The 26,963-nt window shown below is 55.8% G+C and carries 30 protein-coding genes; 11 read left to right on the top strand and 19 right to left on the bottom strand.

The features are described 5' to 3' along the window. Positions 1–29 precede the first annotated feature (29 nt). The 3 genes from ABJD00_RS10150 (at position 30) to ABJD00_RS10140 (ending at position 3,261) form a co-directional block, all read left to right on the top strand. Positions 30–716 (top strand): endonuclease/exonuclease/phosphatase family protein, encoded by a 687-nt coding sequence (locus ABJD00_RS10150; RefSeq protein ID WP_413834470.1) that lies wholly within the window; start codon positions 30–32, stop codon positions 714–716. Next, entirely contained in the window at positions 710–2,143 is a 1,434-nt protein-coding gene (gene cls, locus ABJD00_RS10145; protein WP_413834467.1) for a cardiolipin synthase, read from the top strand. The genes ABJD00_RS10150 and cls overlap by 7 nt, the downstream gene beginning before the upstream one ends. A gap of 422 nt (positions 2,144–2,565) precedes the next feature. Then, positions 2,566–3,261 carry an ion channel gene (locus tag ABJD00_RS10140; protein WP_413834465.1) on the top strand — a complete coding sequence of 232 codons (696 nt, stop codon included), beginning with the start codon at positions 2,566–2,568 and terminating at the stop codon, positions 3,259–3,261. Between the two features lie 169 nt (positions 3,262–3,430). Here ABJD00_RS10140 and ABJD00_RS10135 read toward each other — a convergent pair whose 3' ends face one another. From ABJD00_RS10135 to ABJD00_RS10115, 5 genes are all read right to left on the bottom strand, one after another. Beyond that, positions 3,431–4,237: a mechanosensitive ion channel family protein gene (locus ABJD00_RS10135; RefSeq protein WP_413834462.1), complete on the bottom strand. Its 807-nt coding sequence runs from the start codon at positions 4,235–4,237 to the stop codon at positions 3,431–3,433. 240 nt (positions 4,238–4,477) lie between these two features. Then, entirely contained in the window at positions 4,478–5,296 is an 819-nt protein-coding gene (locus ABJD00_RS10130; RefSeq protein ID WP_413834460.1) for an arginyltransferase, read from the bottom strand. A 72-nt stretch (positions 5,297–5,368) separates the two neighbouring features. Continuing rightward, the gene (locus tag ABJD00_RS10125) at positions 5,369–5,797 is read right to left on the bottom strand and encodes an RDD family protein (protein ID WP_413834458.1); all 429 of its coding nucleotides are present in this window, start codon (positions 5,795–5,797) and stop codon (positions 5,369–5,371) included. A 72-nt stretch (positions 5,798–5,869) separates the two neighbouring features. Then, a complete protein-coding gene (locus ABJD00_RS10120; protein WP_413834456.1) occupies positions 5,870–6,277 on the bottom strand; it encodes a DUF2852 domain-containing protein in 408 nt (135 codons plus the stop codon). Between the two features lie 136 nt (positions 6,278–6,413). Then, complete coding sequence (locus ABJD00_RS10115; RefSeq protein ID WP_413834454.1) at positions 6,414–6,881, bottom strand: YbaK/EbsC family protein; 468 nt, start codon at positions 6,879–6,881, stop codon at positions 6,414–6,416. Positions 6,882–6,958: 77 nt separating this feature from the next. Between ABJD00_RS10115 and ABJD00_RS10110 the strand changes: the two genes are divergently transcribed. From ABJD00_RS10110 to ABJD00_RS10090, 5 genes are all read left to right on the top strand, one after another. Next, positions 6,959–9,727, top strand: coding sequence for a glutamine-synthetase adenylyltransferase (locus tag ABJD00_RS10110; protein ID WP_413834452.1), 2,769 nt, complete (start codon positions 6,959–6,961; stop codon positions 9,725–9,727). Then, complete coding sequence (locus ABJD00_RS10105; protein ID WP_413834450.1) at positions 9,724–10,002, top strand: hypothetical protein; 279 nt, start codon at positions 9,724–9,726, stop codon at positions 10,000–10,002. Before ABJD00_RS10110 ends, ABJD00_RS10105 begins: the two co-directional genes overlap by 4 nt. A 123-nt stretch (positions 10,003–10,125) precedes the next feature. Continuing rightward, the gene (locus ABJD00_RS10100) at positions 10,126–10,782 is read left to right on the top strand and encodes a DUF6778 family protein (RefSeq protein ID WP_413834447.1); all 657 of its coding nucleotides are present in this window, start codon (positions 10,126–10,128) and stop codon (positions 10,780–10,782) included. Between the two features lie 39 nt (positions 10,783–10,821). Then, on the top strand, positions 10,822–12,030 hold the full coding sequence (locus ABJD00_RS10095; RefSeq protein WP_413834445.1) for an RSP_2647 family RNA methyltransferase: 1,209 nt from the start codon (positions 10,822–10,824) through the stop codon (positions 12,028–12,030). Continuing rightward, the gene (locus ABJD00_RS10090) at positions 12,027–12,575 is read left to right on the top strand and encodes an RSP_2648 family PIN domain-containing protein (RefSeq protein ID WP_413834443.1); all 549 of its coding nucleotides are present in this window, start codon (positions 12,027–12,029) and stop codon (positions 12,573–12,575) included. The genes ABJD00_RS10095 and ABJD00_RS10090 overlap by 4 nt, the downstream gene beginning before the upstream one ends. On the opposite strand, the gene ABJD00_RS10085 is transcribed toward ABJD00_RS10090, so the two are convergent. The 7 genes from ABJD00_RS10085 to ABJD00_RS10055 all read right to left on the bottom strand — a co-directional run bounded on the left by ABJD00_RS10085 (position 12,572) and on the right by ABJD00_RS10055 (position 18,844). Next, a complete protein-coding gene (locus ABJD00_RS10085; RefSeq protein WP_413834440.1) occupies positions 12,572–13,261 on the bottom strand; it encodes a M48 family metalloprotease in 690 nt (229 codons plus the stop codon). The genes ABJD00_RS10090 and ABJD00_RS10085 overlap by 4 nt on opposite strands. A gap of 23 nt (positions 13,262–13,284) precedes the next feature. Next, the gene (locus tag ABJD00_RS10080) at positions 13,285–14,448 is read right to left on the bottom strand and encodes a cytochrome P450 (protein WP_413834438.1); all 1,164 of its coding nucleotides are present in this window, start codon (positions 14,446–14,448) and stop codon (positions 13,285–13,287) included. A gap of 39 nt (positions 14,449–14,487) precedes the next feature. Further along, positions 14,488–15,675: a vWA domain-containing protein gene (locus ABJD00_RS10075; protein ID WP_413834436.1), complete on the bottom strand. Its 1,188-nt coding sequence runs from the start codon at positions 15,673–15,675 to the stop codon at positions 14,488–14,490. A 4-nt stretch (positions 15,676–15,679) separates the two neighbouring features. Then, positions 15,680–15,850, bottom strand: a complete 171-nt coding sequence (locus ABJD00_RS10070) for an apolipoprotein acyltransferase (RefSeq protein WP_413834434.1) — start codon at positions 15,848–15,850, stop codon at positions 15,680–15,682. Positions 15,851–15,884: 34 nt separating this feature from the next. Then, positions 15,885–17,246: a DUF2927 domain-containing protein gene (locus tag ABJD00_RS10065; RefSeq protein ID WP_413834431.1), complete on the bottom strand. Its 1,362-nt coding sequence runs from the start codon at positions 17,244–17,246 to the stop codon at positions 15,885–15,887. Positions 17,247–17,248: 2 nt separating this feature from the next. After that, on the bottom strand, positions 17,249–17,704 hold the full coding sequence (locus tag ABJD00_RS10060) for an N-acetyltransferase family protein (RefSeq protein ID WP_413834428.1): 456 nt from the start codon (positions 17,702–17,704) through the stop codon (positions 17,249–17,251). A gap of 300 nt (positions 17,705–18,004) precedes the next feature. Next, on the bottom strand, positions 18,005–18,844 hold the full coding sequence (locus ABJD00_RS10055; RefSeq protein WP_413834425.1) for an AAA family ATPase: 840 nt from the start codon (positions 18,842–18,844) through the stop codon (positions 18,005–18,007). A gap of 185 nt (positions 18,845–19,029) precedes the next feature. Between ABJD00_RS10055 and dksA the strand changes: the two genes are divergently transcribed. Beyond that, positions 19,030–19,452, top strand: a complete 423-nt coding sequence (gene dksA, locus ABJD00_RS10050; RefSeq protein WP_413834955.1) for an RNA polymerase-binding protein DksA — start codon at positions 19,030–19,032, stop codon at positions 19,450–19,452. A gap of 195 nt (positions 19,453–19,647) precedes the next feature. Here dksA and ABJD00_RS10045 read toward each other — a convergent pair whose 3' ends face one another. Together ABJD00_RS10045 and rocF are read right to left on the bottom strand one after the other, a co-directional pair. Continuing rightward, positions 19,648–20,700 (bottom strand): ornithine cyclodeaminase, encoded by a 1,053-nt coding sequence (locus ABJD00_RS10045; RefSeq protein ID WP_413834423.1) that lies wholly within the window; start codon positions 20,698–20,700, stop codon positions 19,648–19,650. A 21-nt stretch (positions 20,701–20,721) separates the two neighbouring features. After that, complete coding sequence (gene rocF / locus ABJD00_RS10040; protein WP_413834421.1) at positions 20,722–21,645, bottom strand: arginase; 924 nt, start codon at positions 21,643–21,645, stop codon at positions 20,722–20,724. Between the two features lie 105 nt (positions 21,646–21,750). On the opposite strand from rocF, the gene ABJD00_RS10035 reads away from it, so the two are divergent. After that, complete coding sequence (locus ABJD00_RS10035; RefSeq protein WP_413834419.1) at positions 21,751–22,176, top strand: Lrp/AsnC family transcriptional regulator; 426 nt, start codon at positions 21,751–21,753, stop codon at positions 22,174–22,176. Here the strand turns inward: ABJD00_RS10035 and ABJD00_RS10030 are convergent. The 3 genes from ABJD00_RS10030 to ABJD00_RS10020 all read right to left on the bottom strand — a co-directional run bounded on the left by ABJD00_RS10030 (position 22,157) and on the right by ABJD00_RS10020 (position 24,668). Then, positions 22,157–22,630, bottom strand: a complete 474-nt coding sequence (locus ABJD00_RS10030) for a disulfide bond formation protein B (protein ID WP_413834416.1) — start codon at positions 22,628–22,630, stop codon at positions 22,157–22,159. The genes ABJD00_RS10035 and ABJD00_RS10030 overlap by 20 nt on opposite strands. Further along, complete coding sequence (locus tag ABJD00_RS10025) at positions 22,627–23,238, bottom strand: exopolysaccharide biosynthesis protein (protein WP_413834413.1); 612 nt, start codon at positions 23,236–23,238, stop codon at positions 22,627–22,629. Before ABJD00_RS10025 ends, ABJD00_RS10030 begins: the two co-directional genes overlap by 4 nt. 887 nt (positions 23,239–24,125) lie before the next feature. Beyond that, positions 24,126–24,668, bottom strand: coding sequence for a recombinase family protein (locus ABJD00_RS10020; protein WP_413834411.1), 543 nt, complete (start codon positions 24,666–24,668; stop codon positions 24,126–24,128). Positions 24,669–25,101: 433 nt separating this feature from the next. Here ABJD00_RS10020 and ABJD00_RS10015 point away from each other — a divergent pair, with 433 nt between their 5' ends. Further along, positions 25,102–25,977 carry a VPLPA-CTERM sorting domain-containing protein gene (locus tag ABJD00_RS10015; protein ID WP_413834409.1) on the top strand — a complete coding sequence of 292 codons (876 nt, stop codon included), beginning with the start codon at positions 25,102–25,104 and terminating at the stop codon, positions 25,975–25,977. 187 nt (positions 25,978–26,164) lie between these two features. Here the strand turns inward: ABJD00_RS10015 and ABJD00_RS10010 are convergent, their stop codons facing one another. Continuing rightward, positions 26,165–26,815: a hypothetical protein gene (locus tag ABJD00_RS10010; RefSeq protein WP_413834407.1), complete on the bottom strand. Its 651-nt coding sequence runs from the start codon at positions 26,813–26,815 to the stop codon at positions 26,165–26,167. A gap of 26 nt (positions 26,816–26,841) precedes the next feature. Then, on the bottom strand, positions 26,842–26,963 hold a 122-nt coding region (locus tag ABJD00_RS10005; RefSeq protein WP_413828751.1), incomplete at its 5' end, for an IS3 family transposase.

Genomic DNA, 26,963 nt, shown 5'->3' with positions numbered 1-26,963 from the left:
TGGGCAACTGTCCGGGTCAGTAGGCGTTTATGCGCATCGCAAGCTACAACATTCGCAAAGCCGTCGGTCTTGATTGGCGCAGAGATCCGCACAGGATTGTGGATGTCATCGCCGAGATCGATGCAGATATCGTCGTGTTGCAAGAAGCCGACAAGAGGCTCGGCGAGCGCCCGGGTGTCCTCCCGCTCGACCGGTTGATTGCGGATCACAAATACGGCCTTGCTCAAGTCAGTTCTTCGAGCCGCAGCCACGGGTGGCACGGCAACGCCATTCTCTATCGCCTTGATGGTTTTTCTGAGCCCACCACAGAAAGGATACCCATCCCGGCGCGCGAACCAAGGGGTGCAGTGGGCGCGCATTTTGCCTGCCACAAGGTCAAGGTGATTGGCGCGCACCTTGCAGTGACCTCGGGGGTTCGCCGCGAGCAGCTTCAAACGCTCTGTGCTCATGCCGCACATGCAGACATACCCACGATCATTGCCGGAGACTTCAACCACTGGGGCAGGCATTTGCCCGTCGGACAGCACGAGGTCGTCACCCCCGGTCTGAGCTTTCACGCCAGCCGACAGATCGCGGCCCTTGATAGATTTATTCTGGTCGGCGGGGTAAAGGCGACAAACGCCCACGTGCACCGTTCTCTTAAATCGCGCCAGGCGTCAGACCACCTGCCGGTGGTCCTGGACTTCGACGTGGCACAAGAGGACGCACCATGCTGATTTTCCTGGCTGTTTGCCACGCACTGATCGTTGCCGGGTTTATGACACGCATTGTGTTAAGGGATGACGTTTCGCCGCCCGCCCGAACGGCATGGTTCATCGTTCTGATCATTCTGCCTTATGCAGGTAGCGTGATGTATTTTCTGTTTGGCGAAGTCGACATCGGGCACCGTGCGTCACAGCGCTACAAGGCGGTATTTGCGGAAGTGAAGCAGCTCACAAAGAATGGTGCGGGTCACTTGGAGCATGTCGCACCGGAGATTAAGCCGAACTATCAGCCAGCCTTCGACTACGCCGCTTCGGTCAATGGTTTTCCGGTTGTCGGCGGGAACACGGCAAGCCTGATGTCCTCGGCAGAAGACACGTTGCAAGAGATTGTGCAGGACATAGACGCCGCGACTGACTATGTGCACGTGCTCTATTACATCTGGCTTGACGACACTACAGGAACAACGATCGCCGAGGCGCTTATCCGCGCGACCCAGAGGGGCGTCACATGCCGGGCTATGGCCGATGGTTTGGGGTCTCGCCCCCTTGTTGGATCACCGCTGTGGCACCGGATGCAGGCAGCCGGGGTGCATCTGGCCGTGGCATTGCCGCTTGATAAGCCGATCCGTACGATCCTGACCAGTCGGCTTGATCTGCGCAATCACCGCAAAATTACGATTGTAGATGGACAGATCACCTATTGCGGTAGCCGGAACTCGGCAGACCCTGCGTTTCTGGTCAAACCAAAATACGCGCCATGGGTAGATATCATGCTGCGCTTTGAAGGCCCCATTGTAGCGCAGAACGAACAACTGTTCGCCACAGATTGGATGGTGGCGACAGGAGAGAATATTGCGTTTGCAGCAACCAAGCCTGATCCGGTTTTGGGCGGTTTTCCGGCGGTGGTTGTCGGCGACGGACCGACTGAACGGCGCGGGGCGACCCCGCAACTCTTTGCTAACCTGATCGCCTGTGGGCGCGAAACCATCACCATCACGACGCCTTACTTTGTACCCGACGCAACCTTGTTAGACGCACTGTGCTCAGCTGCCTATCGAGGGGTCGCGGTGACACTGGTCTTTCCGGCTAGAAACGACAGCTGGATCGTTGCCGCCGCAAGCCGCAGTTATTACCGCCGCTTGCTGGAAGCCGGGTGCAGAATTCATGAGTATGAAGGTGGATTGCTGCACGCCAAGACGCTCACCATGGACGGGCAGATCACACTGATCGGGTCGTCAAACCTCGACCTGCGCAGCTTTGATCTGAACTATGAAAATAACATTCTCCTTCAGGACCAAACCACAACAAATGCTGTGCACAAAAGACAGCAGTGTTACCTCGGATCATCCTATCCCGTAGACCTAAGCGACGTCGCTAACTGGTCACGGCCCAGAAGGGCTTGGTACAACGTTGTCGCGACAGTCGGTCCGATCCTTTGATGCTTGTCATTTGACGCATTGATTGCATGCCGGGTGCGATTGGCAATCGGATAGGAGTGGCCGGTCAAAACTCACGCACGGTAGGTATGAGCCAGCGGCGAGTTCCAGGCACATTATCGCATCAAGGCAATTGGAGCAGCTTTGGATGACGCATTCGCGCGGCAACTTTTCGTAAAAGAGTGATCCTTCGCTGTGGGATCGTAGATAGTTTCTCTGGATGTGCTGATCGGTCAGGGCGTCATTGTTACAATTTCGAGATGTTGTTAGATTGAGGACACTTGCCAAGCTCTTGTTGGCGCAAAGTCGACACAGGCACGACGGTAGGAATGGGGAGAACAGGAATGCTTGCTAGGTTCCACACACTCCTGAACACGCTTTACACGGGTACATCACCGGGCTCTGTGCGCTTTCGGTACGCCCTCATGGCGTTCGATCTGATTACAGTGGCCTATGTAATGGCGACGTTGCCATTGGAAGTGACGCCATTTCTGCGGGCGATCAATTTGGCCATCGCACTGGTCATTCTGTTCGACTTTGGTGCCAGGCTATGGATCAGCGGGGAGCGGCTGCACTATTTTTTCCGGGTCTATGTGATGTCGGACGTACTGGTGCTTATCTCGTTGCTATTCAATCCGTACCTTGCTTTTGATCTGACCTTCCTTCGTATCCTAAGGGGCTTACGGCTCGCTCATTCGGAATACCTGCTCAACGACCTGCGGCGGGATTTTTCAGCATTCAGAGACAACGAATATGTCTTTGTTGCGGGCGTCAATCTTGCAGTGTTTCTCGGTGTTACTATCGCTGCTGTATATTCCTTCTTCCCGGCGATTGGCCGCGGAACGGACGGTTTCGTGAATGCGATCTATTTCACGGTGACAACGCTTACGACGACGGGCTATGGCGATATTCTACCAAAATCCAACGCCGCAAAACTGAGCTCTGTTGTCATTATGGTTGTGGGGGTAACCCTGTTCGTCAATCTTGCACGAGCGATGTTCCGGCCTAGGAAAGTTCAATATGAATGCCGCACTTGCGGGCTACAGTTGCACGATCCGGACGCAGTGCACTGTAAACACTGTGGTGAGTCCGTACGCATAAAGACCAGCGGTATAACCTGACGGCTGAGCCAGCTTTTTTTGTGGACCGACCGATCCCACGATTTTTCGAGGACGGGCATCGATCAGCCCACCGAAGTATCAAAAGATAAATTGCAGTGAAGGGTGAATGTTGGTGCGAGCCCTTCTACGCGAACAAGGCCGCGTAGAAGGGGTTAGTCACAAGCTGACCTTAACCAGTTTTCTTGATCTCGACCGTGTGTGGGTACGGAATAGAGATGCCATCTTTGTCAAATGCTTCTTTGACGGTCTTGGTCATGTCGAATTTGACGTCCCAGTAATCCGCCGCTTCACACCAGAGCCGTGCCGTCAGATCGACCGAGCTGTCTCCGAGGTTTGTTACGCGGACCCACGGGGCCGGATCGTCATGAATACGGCTGTCCGCTGCGGCCAGATCTGTGATGATCTTTGCAGCTTTATCTGCGCTGTCTCCGTAGTCGATTCCAAAAGTCAGATCGCAGCGGCGAGTATCATGTGCCGAGAAGTTGGTGATGATCGCGCCCCACGCCTGTCCATTCGGAATGATGATCTGAACGTTGTCGGGTGTCACCAGTTCGGTCACGAAGAGATTGAGGTCTTTAACGGTTCCTGATGTACCCCCAATATCGACGAATTGACCCAGCTTGTAGGGCCGGAACAAGATCAGCATGAAGCCCGCTGCGAGATCGCTCAGGGTGCCTTGCAGCGCAAGACCAATGGCCAATGTACCAGCGCCAAGGATTGCGACAAGGCTGGTCGCTTCAATTCCGAACAGGCCCAATACGGCGATCAAAACGATAATCAGTATGATCCATTTGACGATGCTTGCTGCAAAATTTCCCAGTGTTTCGTCGATGTGGGGCGTGGCTGTTACGCGGCGACGTACCAACCCACTTATTGCGCCTGCTGCAATCCATCCGACGACAAGAACAACAAGTGCTTTGATTGTGCTGATAAGAAGAGGACCAAGACCCCCAACGCTGGACATTATATCATCCATATTCCGGCTCCATATGTGGTTTTGGCACACGGTGTCCGTCGTTTGGAGTTCATGCGCAACCAGAAATTAGTCGAAACGCTCAAAGACACCAGATCAAAGTGCGCAAGACCCATTGGTTTACCGCGACAAGGACACCTCGCGGATATCCAAAAGCGAAAAGGAAAACTTTATCGGCATTGCTGCAACATATTATTTTGGAACGACATTATCCAAGAGGGAACCCAAGTTGGCCTTGTCGCGTTACCGAGTCGGCCTTGTGTCTGGCAGCGAAATATTGGCCACCTGCTCGGCAATTGGGTCTGTCGACAGGGGATGCGTGTTGGGTGCGAAATTCTTGGGGTCTTTCATCTTTTGCCAGCTTCCACCCAAGTAGACCTCAAGTCCGGCAAAGTTCGATTTATAACCCATCTTCTGGCTGCCCTGCACCCAATAGCCAAGATATACATAAGGCAGGTTCGCCTCGCGCGCGATTTCCACGTGATCGAGTATCATGTAGGTCCCAAGCGAACGTTGAGCTTCATCTGGCGTATAAAAACTGTAGACCATGCTCAATCCGTCAGAGAGAACATCCGTCAGGCTGACCCCGATCAGGTCGCCACTGTCTTTTGATGTGTATTCAATCACTCGGCTGCGGATTGGCGTTTCTTCGATCATTGCCGCAAATTCGAAAACGTCCATATCCGCCATGCCACCGTCTGCGTGGCGGCTGTCGAGATAGGTACGGAACAGATCGTATTGTTCTTCTGTTGCCCAAGGCGAGGTCGCGCGCCGGGCCAGATCAGAATTGCGCTTGTTCGTTCGCTTTTGGCTTTTGCTGGCCGTGAAGACCGAGACATCAATGCGTGCCGACAAACAGGCCGAACATTCGGCGCAAGAGGGGCGGTAGAGCACGTTTTGTGAGCGCCGGAACCCCTGTTGGCTAAGTGAGTCATTCAGCTTGTCCGCATTATCGCCTTGCAGGGCAGTGAACAGCTTACGCTCCATCCGACCGTCCAGATATGGACAGGGCTGTGGAGCCGTCACATAGAACTGCGGGGCAAGAGGTAGCGTGTGGCGCATGGGTTTCCCAAGTGGTTGGCGGGATGATACCAGTGCTGGCGAGCGAGGCAAGCAGAACGTGCCGGCCTAACTTCACGCTTTTCGGTTGATTGCAGCAGTGCCCAATACAACGTCCGTAAGGCCTTGCCCACGGTTGGATGTCGCCATCAAAACTATCGAAATCAGTTGCAGCGGCGCGACTGTCCAACTGACCATATAGCCGACCGTGTGCAGAAAGGCCTGACCCAGATCAAGGCGCGCGCCGTGTTGGTCGCGGATTTCTATTGCCATCATCCGCATGCCCCATGTGGCCGATCCCGTAGCCAGTGTAATCACGCGGTACATAAAACCAACGACGCCCATCAGCCCCAGAAAGAAGAACGCAGCGACGAAAGCCGTAAAAGGCACGATGAGAAGGCTGACAAGGGCCACTATGATCACGTCGATGACCCATGCGAAGAACCGCTTGGAGGCCACATCGCGGTAGAATTGAGGTTGGGTGATCGGGTCGGCAAGCTGCATGGAGGTGCTCCGTAGAAAAGGCAAATCCCGGCCCCAGTCGTAACAGGGGCCGGTAAAGCGACTTGTGCTGTATCAGTCTTCGGTCTTGGCGGCTTTGGCCCGTTCGTCCATGAACTGGTCGAACTCAGACTTGTCCTTGGCCTCACGCAACCGCTCAAGGAAAACCTCGAAGTTGTGTTGTTCGTCCTCAAGGCGACGCAGGGTGTCGGACTTGTAGGCATCAAAGGCCGCGTTGCCTGTGGGGCGCATGGTGGTCATTGTTGTACTCATGCGGCGGGAACTGCAGGACTTGTTGAACATGCGTTTGCTCCAGATCATATAAAACAGAAGGGCGAGGCCAACGGGCCAGAAGAAGATGAAACCGAGGACCATGGCCGCGATCCAGGCGCCTTTGCCCTTTTCGTCAAGCCAGCGTTCGGAATTCGAAAACCAACCTTCCGAGCGGGGTTGCGCTGTGGCGGTGGTGGACATGGTTGTCATTTTCATACCTTTCAAAGCTACGGGGCGGTTGGCCCCTTGGGAAAGTGCGTATGTGAAGCTGTTTCACATTACATAGATTGGCACTGGAGGCGATCACTGCAAGGTATAATGTGAATGTTTTTTACATAAATTGGTATTACGATTTAAAATCAAATATTTGCGCGCCAGAAATTTTCACCAAATCCTGCGGATTTGATCGAAAAACATGGTGCGGTGTTCCCGCTGCAGCCCAAATATTGGGAAATTCTGCCAACTTCGGATCAAAAAATGCGGTGATCGGGGACAGATGCCCAACGGGCGATACACCTCCGATGGCGAACCCGGTTTGTGTCCGGATCAACGAGGCGTCGGCCTTGCCCAACGGCTCTCCGGCCAAGTGGGCCGCTTTCTCCGGGTCGACCTGATTGCCTCCTGCGGTGATGAACAGGATCGCCACACCGCTGTTTTCACCCCGAAAGATGATGGACTTGGCGATCTGGTCGATCTCGCAGCCGATGGCATTGGCGGCATCAGCGGCGGTGCGCGCCAATGGCGTTTCGCGGATTTCGGTATCTACCCCCGCCGCCTCAAGGGCCGCGCGGACACGTTTCAGACTTTTACTCATAAATGCATTGGTGCGCTTACGGGCGTCGCCATGCAAGAGGCATTGACGTCGCGCCGTGTCACTGGTGAGTGTGGAGTATGCAACTTGAACAGCACATCACGCGGGTCCCGCGGCCGTTTCAACCTGATCGGGGAGAGGATGCGGTGGCCGCTGTTCCCGGTCTCAGTGGTGCTGTGCGGGACCTCGTATATGGTGCCGCGTCGTGCAGCCCCTATCTGGCCGGTTTGATCGCGCACGAGGCTGAGTGGCTGCGAGATGCTGTTGAGGACATGGATGCAGCAATGGCTTCGGTTTTGCGCGCGCCTGAGGGGGACATGGACGCCATGCGACCCGCACTGCGCAGCGCCAAACGTCGGGTGGCGTTGCTTGCAGGTCTCGCCGATCTGGGCGGCGCATGGTCGCTGGAGCGGATCACTGGGGCGCTAACCTCTCTTGCTGATATGGCGACGCAAGCCGCTTTGGGTGCGGCGCTGGCTCATCAAGTGCGCCGCAGCAAACTGCCGGACGAGGATGCGGGCCTATTCATTCTGGCCATGGGCAAGATGGGCGCCAGCGAGCTGAATTACTCGTCCGACATCGATCTTATATGCTTGTTTGACGAAACCCGCCACGCACCTGCCGATCACGCGCTGATCCGTAAAGCATGCGTCCGCGCTGTACAGGACATGTCGGCGATCCTGAACGACATGACAGCAGACGGATATGTGTTCCGCACGGACCTTCGCCTCCGTCCCGATCAGGCGGTGACACCTGTGGTTCTTTCGACTGGGGCGGCCATGCGATATTACGAAAGCCTTGGGCGAACGTGGGAGCGGGCGGCTTACATTAAGGCGCGGGCATGCGCTGGCGATATTGGTGCAGGGGAACGCTTCCTGTCTGATCTGACCCCGTTTGTCTGGCGGCGGCACCTAGATTTTGCAGCTGTTCAGGATGCCCATGACATGCGTCTTGCCATCCGCACCCACAAAGGCACGGGCGGTCCGATCACCTTGCAGGGTCACAACATGAAATTGGGGCGTGGTGGCATTCGCGAGATAGAATTCTTTACACAGACACGGCAGCTGATTTCCGGCGGGCGCGACCCGGATTTACGAGTGCGTGGCACGGTTGAGGGGCTGGGGCGACTGGCCTCAAAGGGCTGGATCAAAGAGGATGTGGCCGAAGCGTTAAGCGATCACTACCGCTTTGCCCGCACGGTCGAGCACCGCGTGCAGATGGTGCGCGACACTCAGACACACCAGTTGCCCGTCACAGACGAAGGGTTCGACCGGCTGGCAGCCATGATGGACATTGACCGCGCCCATCTCGAAGGAGAACTGGTAGAGCGTCTTTCAGCCGTGCACGGCGAAACAGAAGGCTTCTTTGCCCCTTCCAGTGCCGATCCGGAGCCTGCTGCGCCAGAAGTTGACCCGGCCATGCGGGCCCGGTGGCGCAGCTATCCGGCACTGCGCTCGCAACGGGGCGCTGCATTATTCGAACGGATTGAACCTGCGCTGCTGACCCAACTTGGGACAGCTGGCAAACCGCAAGAGGCGTTGTCGGCCTTTGACGGGTTTTTGGCGGGCCTGCCTGCGGGTGTGCAGCTCTTTTCGCTGTTTCAGGCCAATCCGCACCTGGTTGACTTACTGGTTGATATCGTCAGCACGTCACCCGCACTGGCCCGGTATCTGTCGCGCAATGCCTCGGTGCTTGATGCTGTGATCGGGGGCAGCTTTTTTGCCGATTGGCCGGGGCAGGCGGCCCTGCGGGCCGAAGCCGAGATGCGGATGGCCGCAGAGCCTGACTATGAGGCCAAGCTGGATGCCATCCGGGACTGGGCCAAGGATTGGCATTTTCGCATCGGCGTCCATCATTTGCGCGCACTTACCACGGCGCAGGACGCAGGCACGCAGTACGCTGACCTCGCGCAGGCAGCCTTGGCCGCCTTGTGGCCGGTCGTTCAGGCGCAGTTTGCAGTGCGGTTTGGTCCGCCGCCCGGGCGGGGTGCGGCGATTGTCGCCATGGGCAGCCTTGGGGCAGGGGTCCTGACGGCGCATTCTGATCTGGATGTGATCGTGATCTATGACCCCGGAACGGCCGAGTACTCAGAGGGCGCAAAGCCGCTAGCGGTGCGCACCTATTATGCCCGTCTCACAAAGGCGATGATCACTGCCATCACTGCACAAACCGCTAAAGGGCGCCTTTACGAGGCCGATATGCGTCTGCGTCCATCGGGCAATCAGGGTCCAGTCGCCACAAGCTGGACCGCCTTTCAGAACTACCAGCAAAATGAGGCGTGGCTCTGGGAACATCTGGCGCTCGTTCGGGCGCGGGTCGTTGCCGGACCTGCCGATCTGGCGGCTGACATCTCACAGTTGCGCCACAACGTTTTGACAGAAGTGCGCGATGTCGGCGCGATTATGCGCGACCTCAGCGAGATGCGCGCGCGCATCGCAGCAGCAAAAGCCCCAAGTTCTGTTTGGGATGCCAAGGTTGGACCGGGCCGGATGCAGGATATCGAACTGTTTTCGCAAACAGGTGCGCTCTTGTCGCCGACCGCCCCTCAGAATGTGGCGGGAGGGATCGTAGCATGCGTCGTTGCTGGGCTAGTAAGTGACGCAGAAGCACAGGTGTTGCGAGACACGTATGTAATGTTGTCGCGAGTGCAGATGGCGGCGCGGTTGCTCAGCACCGATGCACTGAACACTGAAATGTTGGGATCAAGAGGCTTGGACGTTTTGATTGTTGCAACTGGGGCATCGACACAGACAGAAGCTGAAGCGGCGCTGGCCGACGCCCACAATGCGGCCCGTGACGTACTCGATGCCGCAATCGAGCGTAACGCTGGCAAGAGGCTGGAATCATGATCGCAAAGGGCGATGATCATGATCCCAAGGGCCTGATATTTGAAGCCTATCGCATTGACGGGATCAGCAAGTCCGAATGCCGCACAATATTTTTGGACTGGGCATTGAGCCTGCCGGGCACCATCAGACCTGTCTATGCGATCGATGTGCTGTTGGATCGTTTTGGCACAGGTCACGCTGATCACCCAATGACCGAGGTGCTCTCCGAAGGCCGCGCGCAAGTTGCCAGCCCCAAACGACGTGGCGGATGGCGCAGCCGAAGCCGTCCACAATAGCCACGGTCGCGAAACAATCCCGCAATTGAACAGGAAATGTCTCATTTTTGCCCTAGTAACTCGTCATATCGTGCCCCGTGATACGAGCAGTGCAGACGATTCCGTCCGCAGCGGAGAGACAGAATGAAACATATCAAGTTGGTTCTCTTGTTGGCCATCGGCGCCCTGCTGTCAGCCTGCGCCGGAACAAGCACGAAATCCCGCAGCGCCGCATTTGACGCCGAAGGGCTTCCGCTTGCTGCAACAGAGCAAGTCGGCGCTTACAACACAGACGTCCGCGTCAAAAACATCACGGTCCGCGTGCCACGTTCGCTGACAGTGTCTGAAAGCAATGGATATCTGCCCTCATCTGACATCGTGTGGCGCGGTGATCCAATTGGCGATCGCTACGCACAGATTGGTGCGATCTTTAACGACGCGATGAAAAAAGGCACTGTAGCATTGGATGGTGCGACCCCGGTATTTCTGGATATTGAGGTGACCCGGTTTCACGCGCTGACAGAACGCGCGCGTTACTCCACTGGCGGTGTGCACAACATCAACTTTAACGTCACCGTTCGCCATGCAGTCACTAATGCCCAACTGGGTGAGACGCGCCGTGTGCGCGCCGACCTAACTGCCTTTGGTGGCAGTCAGGCGCTTGCGGCCGAAGCACGTGGCGAGACCCAAAAGGTGCGCATCTCCGCCTTTCTGGCCGAAGTCATTCGTCAGGAACTGACAACGCCGGAAGGGTACCAGAACGCCAAACTGGGCATTATTCAGGCAATGAATCAAATCTGAGCTTTCAGAGCTTGAGCGAACACTCTAGAGGAAGGCGCTATGACAGCGCCCTCTCTTGCATCTGACCGCCCCGTAATCCGCCTTCGTCCCAAGATGGATACCCGCCGTATCCGCCATGGTTTCCCTTGGGCTTATGCAAACGAGGTCGTAACAGACCGGCGTACCAAGGCGATGGCGCCCGGAACGATCGCGGTGCTTGAAGACTCTCACCGCACTCCTCTGGCGCTGGTTGCTGTGAACCCGGCCAGCAAGATCATCGCGCGCGTGATCGATATGGATGTCGGGGCAGATGTCGACGTAAACTGGTTCAAGGCGCGACTGACCCGCGCGCTGGATCTACGTGAACGCCTTTTTGATGCCCCGTACTATCGCCTGATTCACGCCGAAGCCGACGGATTGCCCGGTGTTGTCATCGACCGTTTTGATGATGTGTTGGTGATCCAGCCAAACGCTGCATGGGCGGACGCCCGCATTGACTTGCTGTCCGCAGCCGCAATGACCGTAACTGGCGCGCGCACGGTTCTGAAGAACGCCGGTGGCCGCGCCAGGAGCCTTGAAGGCCTCGATGACGTCAGCGCGGTGTTGCAGGGATCGGCTCCTATCGTGCCAATCCCGGTGCCTATGAATGGTGCGACCTATATGGCGGATGTCATGGGCGGGCAGAAAACGGGGCTGTTTTACGACCAGCGCCCAAACCACGCATTTGCCGCCGGTCTGGCCCGTAACGCACGGGTGCTGGACATGTTTTCCCACGTGGGCGGCTTTGGACTGGCCGCGCTGGCGGGTGGAGCGGCATCTACACTCTGTGTCGACGGCTCGACCCCCGCCTTGGCGCTGGCGGCCCAAGGGGCTGCTGCCATGGACGCCTCGGACCGCTTTGAGGGCCGGCAAGGGGATGCATTTGATGTCCTCACAGCCTTAGGCGAAGAAGGCCGCACGTTTGATCTTGTGATCTGTGACCCGCCTGCCTTTGCTCCGGCCAAACCGGCGCTGGATGCGGGATTACGGGCCTATGAACGCGTCGCACGACTTTCCGCGGCACTTGTGGCCCCAAACGGAATCCTTGCCTTGTGCAGCTGTAGCCACGCAGCCGACCTGAGTGCGTTCCAGGCTGCCTGCGTGCGCGGGATCGGCAAGGCTGGTCGCACGCCTGCATTGATCCGCACAGGCTTTGCCGGACCAGATCATCCGCTGATGCCGCAACTGGCCGAAAGCGGTTACCTCAAGGCGTTGTTCTTCCGCCTATGAAGATCCTGATCGATGCAAATGTGCTCTATCCCACCGTTATGCGGGAGGTTGTGCTGGGCGTCGCCAGGACGGGGTTGTTTACCCCGCAATGGTCCCCCCGGATTCTTGAAGAATGGGCGCGTGCGGCGATTAAACTGGGGCCTCAGGGCGAAGCGCAGGCGCGTGGCGAAATCGCTATGTTGCAGGCTGCGTGGCCGGGAGCCGAAGTACGGTATCCACCCGAACTCGAAAACAGGCTTTGGCTGCCGGATCCCAATGATGTGCACGTGCTGGCCGCCGCCATTGCCGGGTCTTCTGATGCGATCATGACCGTGAACGCCAAGGATTTCCCTCGCAATGTGCTGAGCGAAGAAGGACTGCATCGCGTCGACCCCGACAGCTATCTTCAAGGGTGTGCCGAGGCGAACCCTGACATGGTTGCTCCAGTTGCACATGCCGTCCTGAATGAAGCGCGTCGACTGTCAGGCGAAGCATGGACTTTGCGCTCTCTGATGAAAAAGGCACGATTGCCGCGCTTGGGCAAAGCGGTGGAACGATTGGGCTAGGTGCTGACCTGCCATTTGGCCTCAAGCGCCTGCAATGCCTTGACCCGTTCTTGCGTCTTTGGATGGCTCAGAAGCCACGCTGGTGCTGCGCCCCCGCGCGATTTGGTGAGCGTTTCAAGCTTTTCAAACAGCGATATCTGCGGACCAATGCCGATGCCAGCCTTGGTCAGAAGCGCCGCTGCATAAGCGTCAGCCTCGTATTCATCCTGACGCGACAGGCGGGCCGCCAGCAGAGTTGTCAGGCTGTTGGCGATCCAAGCCCCCACAAAGGGAATGAACCGGGACAGGACCATGCCCATTGCCATGCGCATCGCATTCTGCCCGGAAAAGTCGATCATACGCCGACGACTGTGCCCAAGGGCCACATGCCCCAATTCATGCGCAATCACGCTCGCCATTTCAGCGGCGGACACAGCACCTTTGCGGAACTGATCGTAAAAGCCGCGGGTAATGAAAATGCGCCCATCCGGGGCAGCAAGGCCATTCACAGGCTCGATTTCGTAGATGTGCACCTTGATCCGGGGCAGGTCGAGTGCACTCGCTAACTGATCACACATCTGGCGCAACATAGGGTCGGCCAGTTCTGTCGATTGCGCGTCCAGATTGCGTGATGTCCGCCAAACGGAAAAGCGGTACATGATGAGGCCATAGACGATGGCCAGAAGGATCGGCGTTAACTTGATCATGAAAAAGATATGGGGCCAACGCGTCAGGTTTTCCAGCTCAATGGACAGGAAGTCGGGCCACGAAAGGCCCAGCCCGCAAATGGAACGTCACCGGCCAGCTCAAGACCATCCAATTGTTTAAATAACTGAGGCACCGCATGGCCTGCAATCAGCGTGCGCGAGGCCGCGGCCCCTGCGCAAAAATGGGGGCCTGCGCCAAACGGAATGGCGGGGCGTGTGTCGCGGGTGATGTCAAAGCGGTCCGGGTCTTCGAAATGCGCCTCGTCCCGGCAGGCTGATCCGAACATAAAGAAAATCAACTCTTCGGCTTCGAACCCTATGCCGCATGCGGTGTCGTTGCGCGCAACGCGGCGTGGCGACATGCCGATCGGGGCAATCAGGCGGACATATTCCGCAAAAGCATCCTCATATGTTGCCTGACCGTTTGTAATCAGCTGGTGTTGATCAGGATGGCTAAGAAGCGCCCAAATGGTCCCCGCAATGGCATCACGCGGTTCGTTCTGTCCGCCCCCGATAATAACGCGGACATTGCCCGCGATCTGATCAAGGCTGAGGCCCGCCTGATCGAGCACCGAAATAATCGACAGATCAGGGGAAGCACGGAGCGCGGGCAAACGTTCCTCAATCAATTCAAGCACACGGGTGGCATAGCCAAAGCCTTTGGCATCGATTTCTGGATCGCCCTGATAGTTTGCCGCCGTGTCGAGCATAGCCTGACTGGCGGCATCCATCTCTGTGGCGTCCATGTTGATCAGGCCTGTCATCACCCGCAATACATCTGCAGCCACAGGCATCGCGTAGTCGCGCACCAGATCGCATGTGCCCTGCGGTTTGATGCGATCAATATGGTGCTGCACGATTTCGCCGAACTGGGTGCCAAGCACATCGCGCACAGTGCGCGGGGACAGGGCAGGGAACAGGGCCTTGCGTTCGATTTGATGCGCGTCGCCATCCTTGCGCATCATGTTTTCGCCCATCACGCGGGTCAGCAAGCCGTTGGGTTGGTGGCTGGAAAACAGATCGATCCGCTTTTCTTCGGCGAAGACATCATCGCGCCGGGTGAACAGTGTGGCCCCAAGTTCGGGGACAAAGCAGACAGGGGCATCGCGCCGCATATCCGCCAGCGTCGGATAGGGGTCGGCATGAAAAGCCTCGGGGTCAATGTGGACAACGGGTGCATCTGACATGGGAATTAGACTAGGGTAGGTTTTCGCGACCTAAAAGAGTTAACGCGTCAGCGCTTTCATACCGCGGCTCAACCCCTCGAGAGTCATGGGGACCATGGCGTCCGGGCCAAAGATTTCCTGGATCATGCCGATGGAGTTGGTGTAGCCCCAATATTTTTCCGGCACCGGATTAATCCACAGGTTTGATTGCCACTGGTCACGCGCACGGGCCAGCCAGACCTGGCCGGCCTCAGCATTCCAGTGTTCGTTTGCCCCACCGGGATAAGCGATTTCGTAGGGCGACATGCTGGCATCCCCGACGAATATGCATTTGTAATCAGGGCCATAGGTGCGCAGAATCTCGTGCGTTGGCGTTTGCGCGTCCCAGCGACGCCGATTGTCGCGCCACACCCCTTCGTACAGGCAGTTGTGGAAATAGAAGTGTTCAAGGTGTTTGAATTCGGACTTCGCGGCCGAAAACAGCTCTTCCACGATCTTTACATGAGGGTCCATCGACCCGCCTATATCAAAGAACAACAGCACCTTGACGGCGTTCCTGCGTTCAGGCCGGGTTTGCACATCCAGATAGCCATGTTCGGCAGTGGCACGGATGGTGCCGTTCAGGTCCAGTTCCTCTGCCGCGCCATCGCGGGCCCAGCGGCGCAACCTCTTTAGGGCAACCTTGATGTTGCGCGTACCCAGTTCAACTGTGTCGTCCAAGTTCCTGAATTCACGTTTGTCCCAGACTTTCACCGCCTTTTTGTGACGGCTTTCGTTCTGACCAATGCGCACGCCTTCGGGGTTGTAGCCATAGGCTCCAAACGGTGAGGTGCCCGCGGTTCCAACCCACTTATTGCCACCCTGATGGCGCCCCTTTTGCTCATCAAGACGTTTTTTTAGCGTTTCCATAAGCTTATCAAAACCACCTAAAGCTTCGATCTCGGCGCGTTCTTCTTCGCTCAGGTGCTTTTCGGCCAGCTTTTCCAGCCAGTCTGACGGGATGTCGACTGCCTCCAGCACCTGTTCAATACTGATCTGTTCCAGCCCCTCAAAGGTAGCGGCAAACGCACGATCGAACTTGTCGATATTGCGTTCGTCCTTCACCATTGCGGTGCGGGCCAGATAGTAGAATGCCTCAACATCATAGGTCGCAAGCCCAGCCTTCATCGCCTCGAGAAAGGCGAGGAATTCGCGCAGGGAAACCGGCACACCACCTTTCCGCAATTGTTCGAAGAAGGGCAGGAACATCTGTTCAAGCGCTCAGGATACGGTCGATCATGACGGTGACGATCAGGCCAACCACCACAAAAGCCAAGGCGTAGCCGGCCGCGTATTGTGCGATATCAAGGCGATTGCCAGAACGTTTATACGCGGTGTAGCCGCCGATCACAGCACCCAGAACAGCGCCAGAGATCACTATCATTTGCCTTGCCTCTCAATTGCTTGGGGCGGCAAGTTCAACCATTCAGCGGGTTCAAAGAAGAGATTTCCCGCAGTTTGGCTCGGACCGCCCAGTCTGGGCCAAAGCCGTAGCGCGCCCATCCGATGCTGTCCAGTCTAACACTCTGGGCTTCGGCAGAACGTCCCTGCAGGTCGAGCGCCTCGGCACGCAACAATAGCAGGGTGGACAAAAGGGCGGCGTTTTCGTTGCGCGCAGCTTGGTCAATATGCGGCGCCAGCAGGACAGAGGCAGAATCTCCGTCACCGCGTGTAATTTCGAATGCGGCCAATTGTGTAGCAACATAAGCCCGGTGCAGGCTCGCACCTTTTGTAGCAGCGTAGTACTGATCTGCTGCGCGGAAATGGGTTTGAGCGGCGTGTGGGTCCGTGGACTGCAAGAGGCGGCCATTTGCATAGTGGGCAAAGGCGCGGCGGTGGTCTGTCCAACTCATTGCTTCTGCAATCTCGAGCGCTGTAGCGGCTGCCGCACGCCGTTGGGCAGGCTTTGCACCGGGCCCGAGTGCCGTTTGGATAGCATCGCTCCAGGCACGTGGGGTACGTGTCGCAAATTGAGCGGCCATGTTTTCGCCGGCCGGATTAATCCGCGCCAAAATGCCCGGCAACTTGGCCGCGACCTGTCCGCGCGTCATGCCAGAGCGCAGTTCTGGTGCGTAGTAGGCCTCCAGAATAAGCATATCGAAGCCGGTTAGAACTGTGTGCACGTTGTCGTCGTTAAAGACACTGTCGGGCAGGCGGTAGAGATCGTTGAGCGGGCCGATGGCCTGTGCGAGTTCCTCATGCAGGCAATCGCGTACCTCTTGGGGGCTGGAATCGTTGGGCAGGAAGATGGCCAGTTGATTCCGGGTACGCAGGTTTGACCAGCTTGTGCGTGCGCTGCGCCGATTGGGTTTGTATTGCGAGATATCGGCAATGTTGGGCACGACGAAACAGGCGGCATGGGGCAGGGCGCGCCGGATCTGTGCACGGGTCACCGCCTGTATGGTGATGTTGGCGTCAGAACCGGGCGCGGCCTCGTAAATGTCGATCCCGGCTTCATTGCGCAACCGGTGCATCAGACGGCGCAGGTCGGTACCAAGTGAGGCAGGCGGTGCACCGGTAACGCGCACCGAAATAGGCCCTTCGAACCGTGTAAAGACGGGCAGATCGCGGCCCGACTCCAGTTGAAAGCTGAGCTCGATAAAGTCCAGAGCGAGATCGTTGTTGGACCTGATTGGCGCACCTGGCGCCGGCGCGCCAAAGGTCTTCATCGGAGGCAGGTCGCTGGACTGAGGCAGAGCGCGTGTAGTGACATCACTGGGCGTCACCGGCACACATGCATTAAGCGCAAGAACGAAGGGTAGAACAAAGCGTCGCAACATACTCATCCCCGATCGTACTTGATGAAGGGCGTGAGTTTGCCGATGCGGTCATAAAGCTTGCGGGCTTCGGTGTTGAAGTCCTGCGTCAACCAGTAGACAGAAGGGCATCCGGCGGCATCAGCAGCGGAATAGACGGCTTCGATCAGCTTACGACCAACCCCTTGGCCACGTACGGATGGATTCGCATAGAGATCCTGCAGGTAGCAGACGTTTTCGACTTTCCAGCCATGACGATGAAAGACGTAGTGGGTCAGTCCGACCAACTTACCATCCGTCTCGGCCACCAGCCCTTTATAGTCCTGTGGGTCATCTCCAAGGAGGCGGGCAAAGTAAGTATCGAATAAAGATTTCGGACGAGACGTTTCATAAAACGCAAGATAGGCTGTCCACAGATCGCCCCATTGGGTGCGATCCGACAAAGAAAGAGGGCGCACAATAAGTGCGTCTGAACCTGTCATTTATACTGCCTGCCTGCCTTTTAGCATATTGGATGCGGGTGTTTTCACCTCTCATCACGGTCAACTTATGGAGCATTCCGGGCAAAAGAAAGACATTTTATCCACAGGCCGGTTGTGCCGCCGTAGAGGGAGTGAACATGTGGCGGAAATGCCCCTCTTTACGATGCAAATCCCATGCAAATGGAGCACCCACAAGCGGCATCTTTTCTCCAGAAGAGGCTCTAAAGTGCTGATGCAAAGCCGTTTTTCTTACGAATTTGGAGAAGATCACCCCAAACAACAGCGTTTGCTTTTGGACGTCTAACGTTGCCCTCGCGCCATAAAGGCGAGGCGTTCAAAAAGGTGCACGTCCTGTTCATTTTTCAAAAGGGCGCCGTGGAGTTTGGGCAGCGCGCTTGCACCGTCGCGTTTGAGGTCTTCGGCGCTCATATCCTCGGCCAAGAGTAGTTTCAGCCAGTCGAGTACTTCGGATGTGGATGGCTTTTTCTTCAGGCCTTGCTGGTCGCGGACTTCGAAGAATTGCGTGAGGGCGGTGGTCAGCAAACCCTGTTTTATGTCTGGATGATGCACGGCGACGATCTGCTTCATCGTCTCCATGTCCGGGAACTGGATATAGTGAAAGAAACAGCGGCGCAGGAAAGCGTCTGGCAGTTCTTTTTCATTATTAGAGGTGATGATGACGACGGGGCGGTGGCGGGCCCGAATGGTCTCGCCGGTCTCGTAAACAAAGAATTCCATCTTATCGAGTTCCTGCAGCAGGTCGTTTGGAAACTCGATGTCCGCCTTGTCGATTTCGTCGATCAGCAAGACAACTTTTTCGTCGGCCTCAAAGGCCTCCCAGAGTTTTCCTTTTTTGATGTAGTTTGCAACATTGTGCACTTTGTCTTCGCCCAACTGGCTGTCACGCAGACGTGAAACGGCATCGTATTCATAAAGACCCTGCTGCGCGCGGGTGGTCGATTTGATGTTCCATTCGATCAGACGCAGGCCCAGAGACCGTGACACCTGTTTGGCCAGTTCAGTCTTGCCTGTGCCGGGTTCGCCTTTCACCAGAAGGGGGCGTTCGAGGGTGACAGCTGCATTCACCGCGATGGTCAGGTCGTCCGTTGCGACATAGGCGTCAGTGCCTTGGAATTTCATGTGAGTTCACCCTGTTGCGCTGTTTTGTTCATCGCGTTGCTTTTAGCGAACTTGTCATGGGAATGGGTAGTGACAATCCAACATGCCTCGGATAAATGCTGCGTCAGGAAGCTGGATGGGGCAGTGATCCGGACACCTCAGGGAACCAAAAAATGGTCAACGCTAGCCAAGTTGAGGGGAATGAAATGAAGCAGGAAGTGTTTTTGCCGGACGACTATCGTCCCGCCGAAAGCGAACCGTTCATGAACGACCGCCAAGTAGAGTATTTTCGCCGGAAGTTGCTGGGCTGGAAAGCCGAGTTGCTGGCTGGAAGCCGTGACACGATCGAAGGTCTTCAGGACGGAACGCGCAATATTCCAGATGTCGCAGACCGCGCCTCGGAAGAGACCGACCGCGCGCTCGAACTGCGCACTCGGGACCGTCAGCGCAAGCTGGTCTCCAAAATCGACAGCGCATTGCGCCGGATTGATGAGGGCGAATACGGGTACTGCTCGGTGACTGGAGAGCCGATTTCACTGAAGCGTCTGGATGCGCGTCCAATTGCAACAATGAGCCTAGAGGCGCAAGAAAAACACGAGCGCCGCGAGAAGGTGCATCGGGACGACTAAGTTGAATTCACGTAGATGAATTCGATCAGTGGTAAGGGATGGTTCTGCATGAACCATCAGCCACACCGATGATTTACCAGTGAATACTTTGCAAGGCGTGCCGTTTGATCGGCGCGCCTTTTTGCTTGGCACTCAATGGATCTACCATGTGGCCGGCAGCTTTGTTTTGAAACGCAGCCCTTGCAACCGATGCGTTCACCCTTCTGAACGCATTAACATCCCAAACAGATCGCGCGGATCATCCGGATCGGCCAACAAATCAAGCGGGTGAAAAAACGCGGTACCCGTCACCCGATCGCGCACAAAACGCAGCGCAGAAAAGTCCTCGATCGCGAAACCTACGCTGTCAAAGATCGTAATCTGTTTCTCGGACGTTCGTCCTTGCGCCTGACCGGTCAGCACTTGCCAAATCTCCGTCACCGGGTGGTTGGCGTCCAGTTGTTGGATGTCTCCTTCAATCCGGGTCTGAGGAGGGTATTCCACAAAGATATCGCCACGTTGCAGGATGCCCGGCGCAATCTCTGTTTTGCCAGGGCAATCGCCGCCGATGGCATTGATGTGCACTCCAGCGCCAACCATGTTTTCGGTTAGAATAGTGGCATACGCCTTGTCGGCCGTGCATGTCGTCAGGATATGAGCACCTTCAATGGCCTCTTCGGCGGTGCTGCATTGGGTCACCTCCAGACCTGTCGCCAATAGGTTGCGTGCGCATTTTGCGGTTGCTGCGGGATCGAGATCATAAAGGCGCACATGGGTGATGCCTGCAATTGCCATCATCGCGAGGCTTTGAAACTCCGACTGTGCGCCATTGCCGATCATGGCCATGGTCGTCGCGCCCTTGGGCGCCAGCGTTTTTGCCACAAGGGCCGAGGTGGCAGCCGTGCGCAACGCCGTGAGCATCGTCATTTCGGTAAGTAGGACGGGATATCCCGTATCGACATCCGCCAACAATCCGAATGCGGTCACTGTCTGCAGCCCTTCCGCCGTATTCTTGGGGTGGCCGTTTACGTATTTGAACCCGTAAGTCTCGCCGTCCGACGTAGGCATCAGTTCGATCACACCCTCAGCCGAATGGCTGGCCACACGCGGTGTTTTGTCGAACAGCTCCCACCGCTTGAAGTCGGCCTCGATGTACTCCGCCAGACCGCGCAACATGTCGGGCAGACCGACGTGGTGGACCAGCTGCATCATGTGATCGACAGAAACAAAAGGAACGAGCGCTTTGTCAGACGGAGCGAGTTGGGTCATGTTGGCCTCCGGGGCAGGGTTTTAGGAGTAAGCGCGGGTAGGGCGATCAAATATACGCCTTCCGAAGGCAGAAGCTGTCAGTTCGACCATGGCTTGTGCCGTGCGTCCGCGTTCATCCAGAAACGGGTTCAGCTCAACCAGATCAAGCGAGGTCATAAGGCCGCTGTCGCAGATCATTTCCATCACCAGATGCCCTTCACGCATTGTCGCACCACCTGGCACTGTGGTGCCCACAGCAGGGGCAACGGAAGGGTCCAGAAAGTCGACATCGAGTGAGACATGCAGCATGCCGTTTTCTGCGGCCACGCGATCCAGAAAGGCCGAAAGCGGTTTGGCAATCCCATGTTCATCAATATGGCGCATGTCGATGTAAGCCACGTCAGTGTCCTGCAAGGCCGCGCGTTCCTCGCGATCGACAGAGCGTAGGCCAAGCATCGCGATCCGGTCGTGCGGGATTGGATCCGAAACAGCTGGAAATCCGTCGAAGCCGGCGCGCCCGGTGAGGTACCCCATGGGCGTGCCATGCAGGTTGCCCGAGTCGGTGGTCTGCGGCGTGTGGTAGTCCGTATGGGCATCGAGCCATAGCACAAACAGGGGGCGATCCGTTGTGGCCGCGTGCGCCGCGGCGCCATGTATCGTGCCTAAGGCAAGCGCGTGATCCCCACCCATGAAAATCGGCAACGAATGGGCACATGCCGCCTCGGACGCCTCCGACAACGCCTTTGTCCAAGCGATGGTTTCACCAAGCGCGTACAAATGCGGGTGTGGCGCGTCGTCGAAATCTCCGGGGATCACATTGCCAGTATCCTGAACATCGTGGCCCAGATCACGCAGGGCTTCTGCCAGACCGGCCGTGCGATAGGCGTCTGGACCCATCACGCAGCCGCGGCGTGCTTTTCCACTGTCCATGGGCACGCCAATCAGGTGTATGTTTTGCGATGTCATCACGATCTCCTTTGGTCTTGTGCGATACATCTGCCCGAAATGTATCGTGGACAAGTCGTCAAAGTGGGCGTAACGGATACCAATTGTGCAAAACGGAAGTATGCAATGGACGAAACGGACATTCGATTGATTTCAGCCCTCCGCCACGACGCCCGCGCGTCCTTGTCGGAATTGTCAGCGAATCTTGGTCTGTCACGCACCACAGTGCGCGCGAGGATCGAAAAACTGCGGGCGCGGGGGGAGATCATTGGCTTTACTGTTGTTCTGCGAGAGGACACGCTGCGCGATCCCGTCCGGGGTCTTATGATGATCGGGATTGAAGGGCGCGGCACAGAGAAGATTATTCGTCAGCTTAACGGCCTGAGCGAAGTGCGCAGTGTTCATTCGACGAATGGACGCTGGGATGTGATTGTGGAGATCGGAACAGACACGCTCGAACGTTTTGACGACGTGCTGTTTCGTATTAGGCGTCTGGAAGGTGTGATGTCGTCCGAGACGTCGTTGCTTTTGTCTACTCGGAAGTCGGCCTGACCTTCAGGGCCGCTATCCAAAGGCCGGCGAGCGCTAGGGAAATCACCATGTTCCAGCCCGCCATGCTGAGGCCAAACAATTGCCACGGGATCTCATCACAGCGAATGAGCGGCGCGGCCATGATCTGATCAAAGAGGGCATCTGGGTCGATATTGTCGATGGCTCCGGCAGAACAACTCGTCGGCCCTTCCCACCAGCCTTGCTCGACGCCCATGTGATACCCGCCAATGCCTGCGGTGATCAGGGCCGCAATAGCTCCAAGGGCGATGAGGATTGGTAGGGGGACGAAAAACGCCAGTGCGCCAAGGGCGATGGCTGCTGCGTGCGGATAGCGTTGCCAGATGCACATTTTGCACGGTGCGTAACCGAGACCTTGAAACACGAATGCGCCGCCCAACAGCAGAGCAGAACCAAGGGCAGCCAAGAAAATTAGGCGTTGGCGAGTGAGTGTCATAGACCGATCCAGGTTTTTATCAGGCTTGCCAGCGACGCCCCTGCAAATATGAGCGTGCCAATCCAAGCCGTGCCCAGTGCGGCGCCCAATATGACCAGCACGCCATCGCGTTGCAAAAGGCCCATCGCCACAATCACCACCGCAAATCCCGGCACCGTATTGGTGCCAGGCAGCGGAACCAGAATCGAAGCGCTGAACAGCACAAGAGCCAAGCCCACAATCCGGTCCAATGGCTTTGTCGTCAGCGCTGTCAGTCTTGGGCGGCTGATGGCTTCGATCCGCTTTAGCCATGGGCCGGATCGGCGCGAAAGGTTGTCGAGCCCTTGTGTCGCCACTGTTCGTGCGCTGAGTTTCTCTGGCAGCCAAGGTACGCGGCGGCCCAAAAGGATCTGGGCGGACACAAACATAAGTGGCAAGGCGACAACTTGCGGAAGTCCATAGAGGAAGGGAATGCAGCAGGGCAGTGCAAGAATGAGGAGGAACAGCCCAAAGGCCCGTTCGTGCAACTGGGCCAGGATCCAATCAAGCGTGACCGTATCGCCATGGGCATCCACGACCAATTGCGCGAGCCGATCCGAGATTGCCATGTCCTGCGCTGAAGTGGTCATGTCGTCGAAAATTCCCAACCAGTTAGCTTGCGGTATCAAATCATCACAAGCAGTGCCAGTGCCCACCATCGGACATGAAAAAATGTCGCGTACGTTGCCTTAGGGCCGCTTGCTCAAGCTAATATCCCGGTGTAGAGACCCTCATGAGGCCCAAGTGGCGGAATAGTAGACGCAGGTGATTCAAAAGAGAATGCCTTATCGTTTAAATACAATAACTTGAGTATCGGTAGGGCAGGGCCAATAGACATTTGGTAGACCTGATTTCCTATCCAAAAGTATAGCCGACCTAGCCTTAAGATCGCTTGGGACAATCAGAAAAGTTACGTATCGTTTGTCTGTGTGTGAGGGTTTTTCTCTCTTTGTTAGCCCCAAACTCACAAGGATCAGTAGATTTTGCTTCGGCCTTCACACACACCCATTCCCCTCTCTGAGAACATACATCGGTGCCATTGACGTAACTCAAAAAGTTACATAAGGAGTTTTGGTGTGTGAGGGTGTTGGCTACCTTGTCACTCCAGACCCGACGACAAGCACTTTTTGGTTGTGACCTTCACACACACCCCCAGCAAGTATCCCTCACGTGTGCGTGCGTGTTCTATTAGGTCTACTGAAGGATAAATTTATAGTTAGTGAATAAAATCAATCTGGAAGGTCTTGATTGTAATACGCCATCAAGGCTTAGTGTCTAATCTTGCCTCAAGCACTACATATAGCAACCCCTTCGGTCTTGATTTCAAGTCCTTACAGCCCTCCTAGCCTCTGTGGGTTGCCCCATTCCTGCCAAATGCGCCTACTGGCCCTCAGTGAGTGTTTCTGTCGCTCTAAGGGCTATCCTATTACACTCGTACCGTTACTCGCCGCACTGTCGTGTGTGTCCATTTGTCAGCCTAAGACCCTAATATCTTGTAAACAGCGCCCCTTGAACACCCGATCTGGCCTGCAATGGCTGATACCTTCATCCCTTGAGCCGCCATCTCTCTGACCTTCTTATGGTCAAGGCGGACAGGACGCCCTTTGTATACGCCTTTTGCTTTTGCTGCCTCGATCCCGGCCCTTTGACGTTCCTTGAGGTGGTTTAGTTCCATCTCTCCGACCATCCCGAGGACAGTAAGGATCATTTTGCCCATTGGTCCAGCGGTGCCGATCTCAGGTTCAAGGACACGTAGCGATGCACCTTTCTGCTCCAGCTCATGAACGAGATTGAGAACGTCACGTGTGGCTCGACCAAGCCTGTCCAGCTTGCAGACGACCAACTGGTCACCTTCGGCAATGAAGTCCATCAGGTTTGCCAGCTCGTCCCTTCCTTCTCTGGTTTTCCCCGACATCTTTTCAGTTCGAATGACAGAACAACCTGCATCTTTTAGAAGTTTCTCCTGAACCTCGGTTGATTGAGACAGTGACGACACCCTTGCGTAACCATAGACAGCCATATTCAACGCTCCATTTGTTCACTACGGGTCTGAGACTATCGAGTCTCTTTCGTCAATAAGTCAGATGCGACCCATAGTGACGCGATAAGCTGTTCACTGTGAAGCGTTGCCAAGGGTACACTCAAAGTGACGCAGGTGTATGCAATCAGAGGTGGCGCGGGTCACGCTTGGTTCAGATGAGATGAGAATAAACATCATGTAGGCTGTGCAGCGGCAGGGGTACACCGGGGGTAAGGGGGTCTCCTTGTATACTGAATGACACCTAGAAAATATCTCGGCAGAAACCGTGATTTCGAAGGCCGTGCCGGATTTATTTTTGTCAATGTGATAATTTTCTTGCCAGCTACGTTTACATATTGGTGCTAGACGCCGATGGTCAAAATATTCAGGCCTGCGATGTGATGGGGCTGAGCATTTTTTAAAGGGACAAATGATGAGATATATTTCACTGGCCGTAGGTAGCGTTTCTCTACTCTTCACAACCACACCGAGTTTTGCAGCAACCTTCGCCACATTTGAAACGGGGGCTACTTATTCCGTTAGCCTTATTTCTGCCGTCTCAAAGTCGGACGGGTCGGATGTTACAGACGAAATAACCGAGGCAATTCCATCCTATGGGCAGGACGAAGCGGGTCATTTCTTGGAGATTGAAGATGGTAAAACTAGCGGCCAAGTAGGAAGTTTGAGCGGTAGCGTGGGTGACGCAAGCACCGGCACTACGAGCACAGAAACCCCCGCCGTCCTCATTGGTGGCGTCGTCTTTGGATCTGATGCAACGGCGGACGGTAAGTATGTACGTGGCACGGCCGGTTTTGAAATAGTTAGCGCTTGGGGCTATCGAGCTGAATGCAATCCAACAGAATTTTTGGATTGTTCTGATGATCCCGGTGTCGATCTAACGTTTAGCTATAATTACGAAGGGCATGCTAGGATCGAGGTGCCGGACCTTATTGGTACACATCAAGCCAGTGCTGGCGTAGTCCCAATAATCTCGTTTGTGGTCGACAATTTTTATGCCGGTGGAGACAGAAACACCCTGCTGGACTACACTCAGGAAGTTTCTGTCTCAAACGTGGGCACCAACTTGGTGCAAGAAGAAATAGACCTTTTCTCTGGAAACCTTTTGGTCTCGTTGGATCCCGGCACTGCTGTCACCTCGTATGCGAACGTTAATTGGTCTGGCATAGTAAACCTAGCCAGTACGCCAACGCCTGTTCCTCTCCCCGCATCTCTGCCGCTCCTAACAGTCGGCCTTGGTGGTCTTGGCTTCATTGGTCGTCGTAGACGGAAGGCTAAGCTCGCTGGTTGAACTACGGTTGAAAGGTTCCGGCGGAGACAAAGGTTCTTAAAGGTACCGACTCTTAGAGAATATCCTAAGACTTGGAACCTTTCAGGGGACATTTAAGGGAAGAAGAAAAGTATCAGCCTCCCTAATAGTAGAGTGTCTTTGTGAAACAAACTACCAAAAGGGAAGCTGATAGGCACCGTCGGAACCTTTATCTCTGTCTCACGAACCTGGCTGGCTTCTTGCCTCGCTCCCCATCAAAGAACTGCCATCCAATACCTTTGAACATATCGCCAGCGGCCTTGATTTTGTCCTTTCGGGGCTGACCCTTAATTTTGATACCCGCCCTGTTCAGATCAGAGGCAGTCACACAATCCTTGTCTGTCGATTGAAGATACTCAGCAATCTTAACGACAACAGGTTTTGTGTGCTTCTTTGGACTGCTAGGCACAACACCGTCAGGGTAAACTAGCCGACAGCCTTGGAATACTGATGGTACGATACTGGTGAACTGATCCGCTTCTTTCCAGAGGCAGTTCAAAGTCATATTGGCAGCTACTCCGTCTCCATCCACATCACGACAAGTTCCCCTAGCACCCATTTGTTTTGTCTGTGTCGAATGATGCTCAAGCTCAAGTTGCGTTATCAAGCTGCCTCGGAAGTTTTGTCCTGCCTCAAGGTTGTCATCTGTCGCCAGTTTCTTGGCATGTCCAAGATATTTTGAGAATAGAACATCCTTCGGCTGGTGGAACTGAGAGACCAGCCAGACAGTCGAACATTCCCGGTACTCATTTGATCCCACATCACAGCCATAGTGGGTCACGCAGGCATGAGGGAACTTACGCTTTACGTCGCTTTCCAAGTCCTTTGTGAGGTGCCCCTAGTTTCCTAGACGCCTGCCTCGTTCATCTTCTTCTGTTTGATTTCATAGTTAACCGGCGACAGCATACCGTTGTTGGTGTGCTTGCGTGTCGGGTTGTAGAACATCTCGATGTATTCGAACACGTCCC

This window comes from Tateyamaria sp., from assembly GCF_039945315.1.
Taxonomy (GTDB): domain Bacteria; phylum Pseudomonadota; class Alphaproteobacteria; order Rhodobacterales; family Rhodobacteraceae; genus Tateyamaria.
The sequence above is the reverse complement of the archived record's forward strand: the minus strand, read 5'-3'. Positions and strand labels throughout refer to the sequence as shown.

Excerpts from the sequence above, each read along its gene's own strand:
- ABJD00_RS10125 (WP_413834458.1), bottom strand. The coding sequence starts at position 5,797 with ATGCAGCTTGCCGACCCGATCACCCAACCTCAATTCTACCGCGATGTG.
- ABJD00_RS10130 (WP_413834460.1), bottom strand. The coding sequence starts at position 5,296 with ATGCGCCACACGCTACCTCTTGCCCCGCAGTTCTATGTGACGGCTCCA.
- ABJD00_RS10075 (WP_413834436.1), bottom strand. The coding sequence starts at position 15,675 with ATGTTCCTGCCCTTCTTCGAACAATTGCGGAAAGGTGGTGTGCCGGTT.
- ABJD00_RS10110 (WP_413834452.1), top strand. The coding sequence starts at position 6,959 with ATGCAACTTGAACAGCACATCACGCGGGTCCCGCGGCCGTTTCAACCT.
- ABJD00_RS10070 (WP_413834434.1), bottom strand. The coding sequence starts at position 15,850 with ATGATAGTGATCTCTGGCGCTGTTCTGGGTGCTGTGATCGGCGGCTAC.
- ABJD00_RS10095 (WP_413834445.1), top strand. The coding sequence starts at position 10,822 with ATGACAGCGCCCTCTCTTGCATCTGACCGCCCCGTAATCCGCCTTCGT.
- ABJD00_RS10100 (WP_413834447.1), top strand. The coding sequence starts at position 10,126 with ATGAAACATATCAAGTTGGTTCTCTTGTTGGCCATCGGCGCCCTGCTG.
- ABJD00_RS10035 (WP_413834419.1), top strand. The coding sequence starts at position 21,751 with ATGGACGAAACGGACATTCGATTGATTTCAGCCCTCCGCCACGACGCC.
- rocF (WP_413834421.1), bottom strand. The coding sequence starts at position 21,645 with ATGACATCGCAAAACATACACCTGATTGGCGTGCCCATGGACAGTGGA.
- ABJD00_RS10015 (WP_413834409.1), top strand. The coding sequence starts at position 25,102 with ATGAGATATATTTCACTGGCCGTAGGTAGCGTTTCTCTACTCTTCACA.
- ABJD00_RS10135 (WP_413834462.1), bottom strand. The coding sequence starts at position 4,237 with ATGGATGATATAATGTCCAGCGTTGGGGGTCTTGGTCCTCTTCTTATC.
- ABJD00_RS10150 (WP_413834470.1), top strand. The coding sequence starts at position 30 with ATGCGCATCGCAAGCTACAACATTCGCAAAGCCGTCGGTCTTGATTGG.
- ABJD00_RS10120 (WP_413834456.1), bottom strand. The coding sequence starts at position 6,277 with ATGACAACCATGTCCACCACCGCCACAGCGCAACCCCGCTCGGAAGGT.
- ABJD00_RS10080 (WP_413834438.1), bottom strand. The coding sequence starts at position 14,448 with ATGTCAGATGCACCCGTTGTCCACATTGACCCCGAGGCTTTTCATGCC.
- ABJD00_RS10105 (WP_413834450.1), top strand. The coding sequence starts at position 9,724 with ATGATCGCAAAGGGCGATGATCATGATCCCAAGGGCCTGATATTTGAA.
- ABJD00_RS10060 (WP_413834428.1), bottom strand. The coding sequence starts at position 17,704 with ATGACAGGTTCAGACGCACTTATTGTGCGCCCTCTTTCTTTGTCGGAT.
- ABJD00_RS10115 (WP_413834454.1), bottom strand. The coding sequence starts at position 6,881 with ATGAGTAAAAGTCTGAAACGTGTCCGCGCGGCCCTTGAGGCGGCGGGG.
- cls (WP_413834467.1), top strand. The coding sequence starts at position 710 with ATGCTGATTTTCCTGGCTGTTTGCCACGCACTGATCGTTGCCGGGTTT.
- ABJD00_RS10140 (WP_413834465.1), top strand. The coding sequence starts at position 2,566 with ATGGCGTTCGATCTGATTACAGTGGCCTATGTAATGGCGACGTTGCCA.
- ABJD00_RS10090 (WP_413834443.1), top strand. The coding sequence starts at position 12,027 with ATGAAGATCCTGATCGATGCAAATGTGCTCTATCCCACCGTTATGCGG.
- dksA (WP_413834955.1), top strand. The coding sequence starts at position 19,030 with ATGAAGCAGGAAGTGTTTTTGCCGGACGACTATCGTCCCGCCGAAAGC.
- ABJD00_RS10065 (WP_413834431.1), bottom strand. The coding sequence starts at position 17,246 with ATGTTGCGACGCTTTGTTCTACCCTTCGTTCTTGCGCTTAATGCATGT.
- ABJD00_RS10020 (WP_413834411.1), bottom strand. The coding sequence starts at position 24,668 with ATGGCTGTCTATGGTTACGCAAGGGTGTCGTCACTGTCTCAATCAACC.
- ABJD00_RS10030 (WP_413834416.1), bottom strand. The coding sequence starts at position 22,630 with ATGACACTCACTCGCCAACGCCTAATTTTCTTGGCTGCCCTTGGTTCT.
- ABJD00_RS10045 (WP_413834423.1), bottom strand. The coding sequence starts at position 20,700 with ATGACCCAACTCGCTCCGTCTGACAAAGCGCTCGTTCCTTTTGTTTCT.
- ABJD00_RS10025 (WP_413834413.1), bottom strand. The coding sequence starts at position 23,238 with ATGACCACTTCAGCGCAGGACATGGCAATCTCGGATCGGCTCGCGCAA.
- ABJD00_RS10055 (WP_413834425.1), bottom strand. The coding sequence starts at position 18,844 with ATGAAATTCCAAGGCACTGACGCCTATGTCGCAACGGACGACCTGACC.
- ABJD00_RS10085 (WP_413834440.1), bottom strand. The coding sequence starts at position 13,261 with ATGATCAAGTTAACGCCGATCCTTCTGGCCATCGTCTATGGCCTCATC.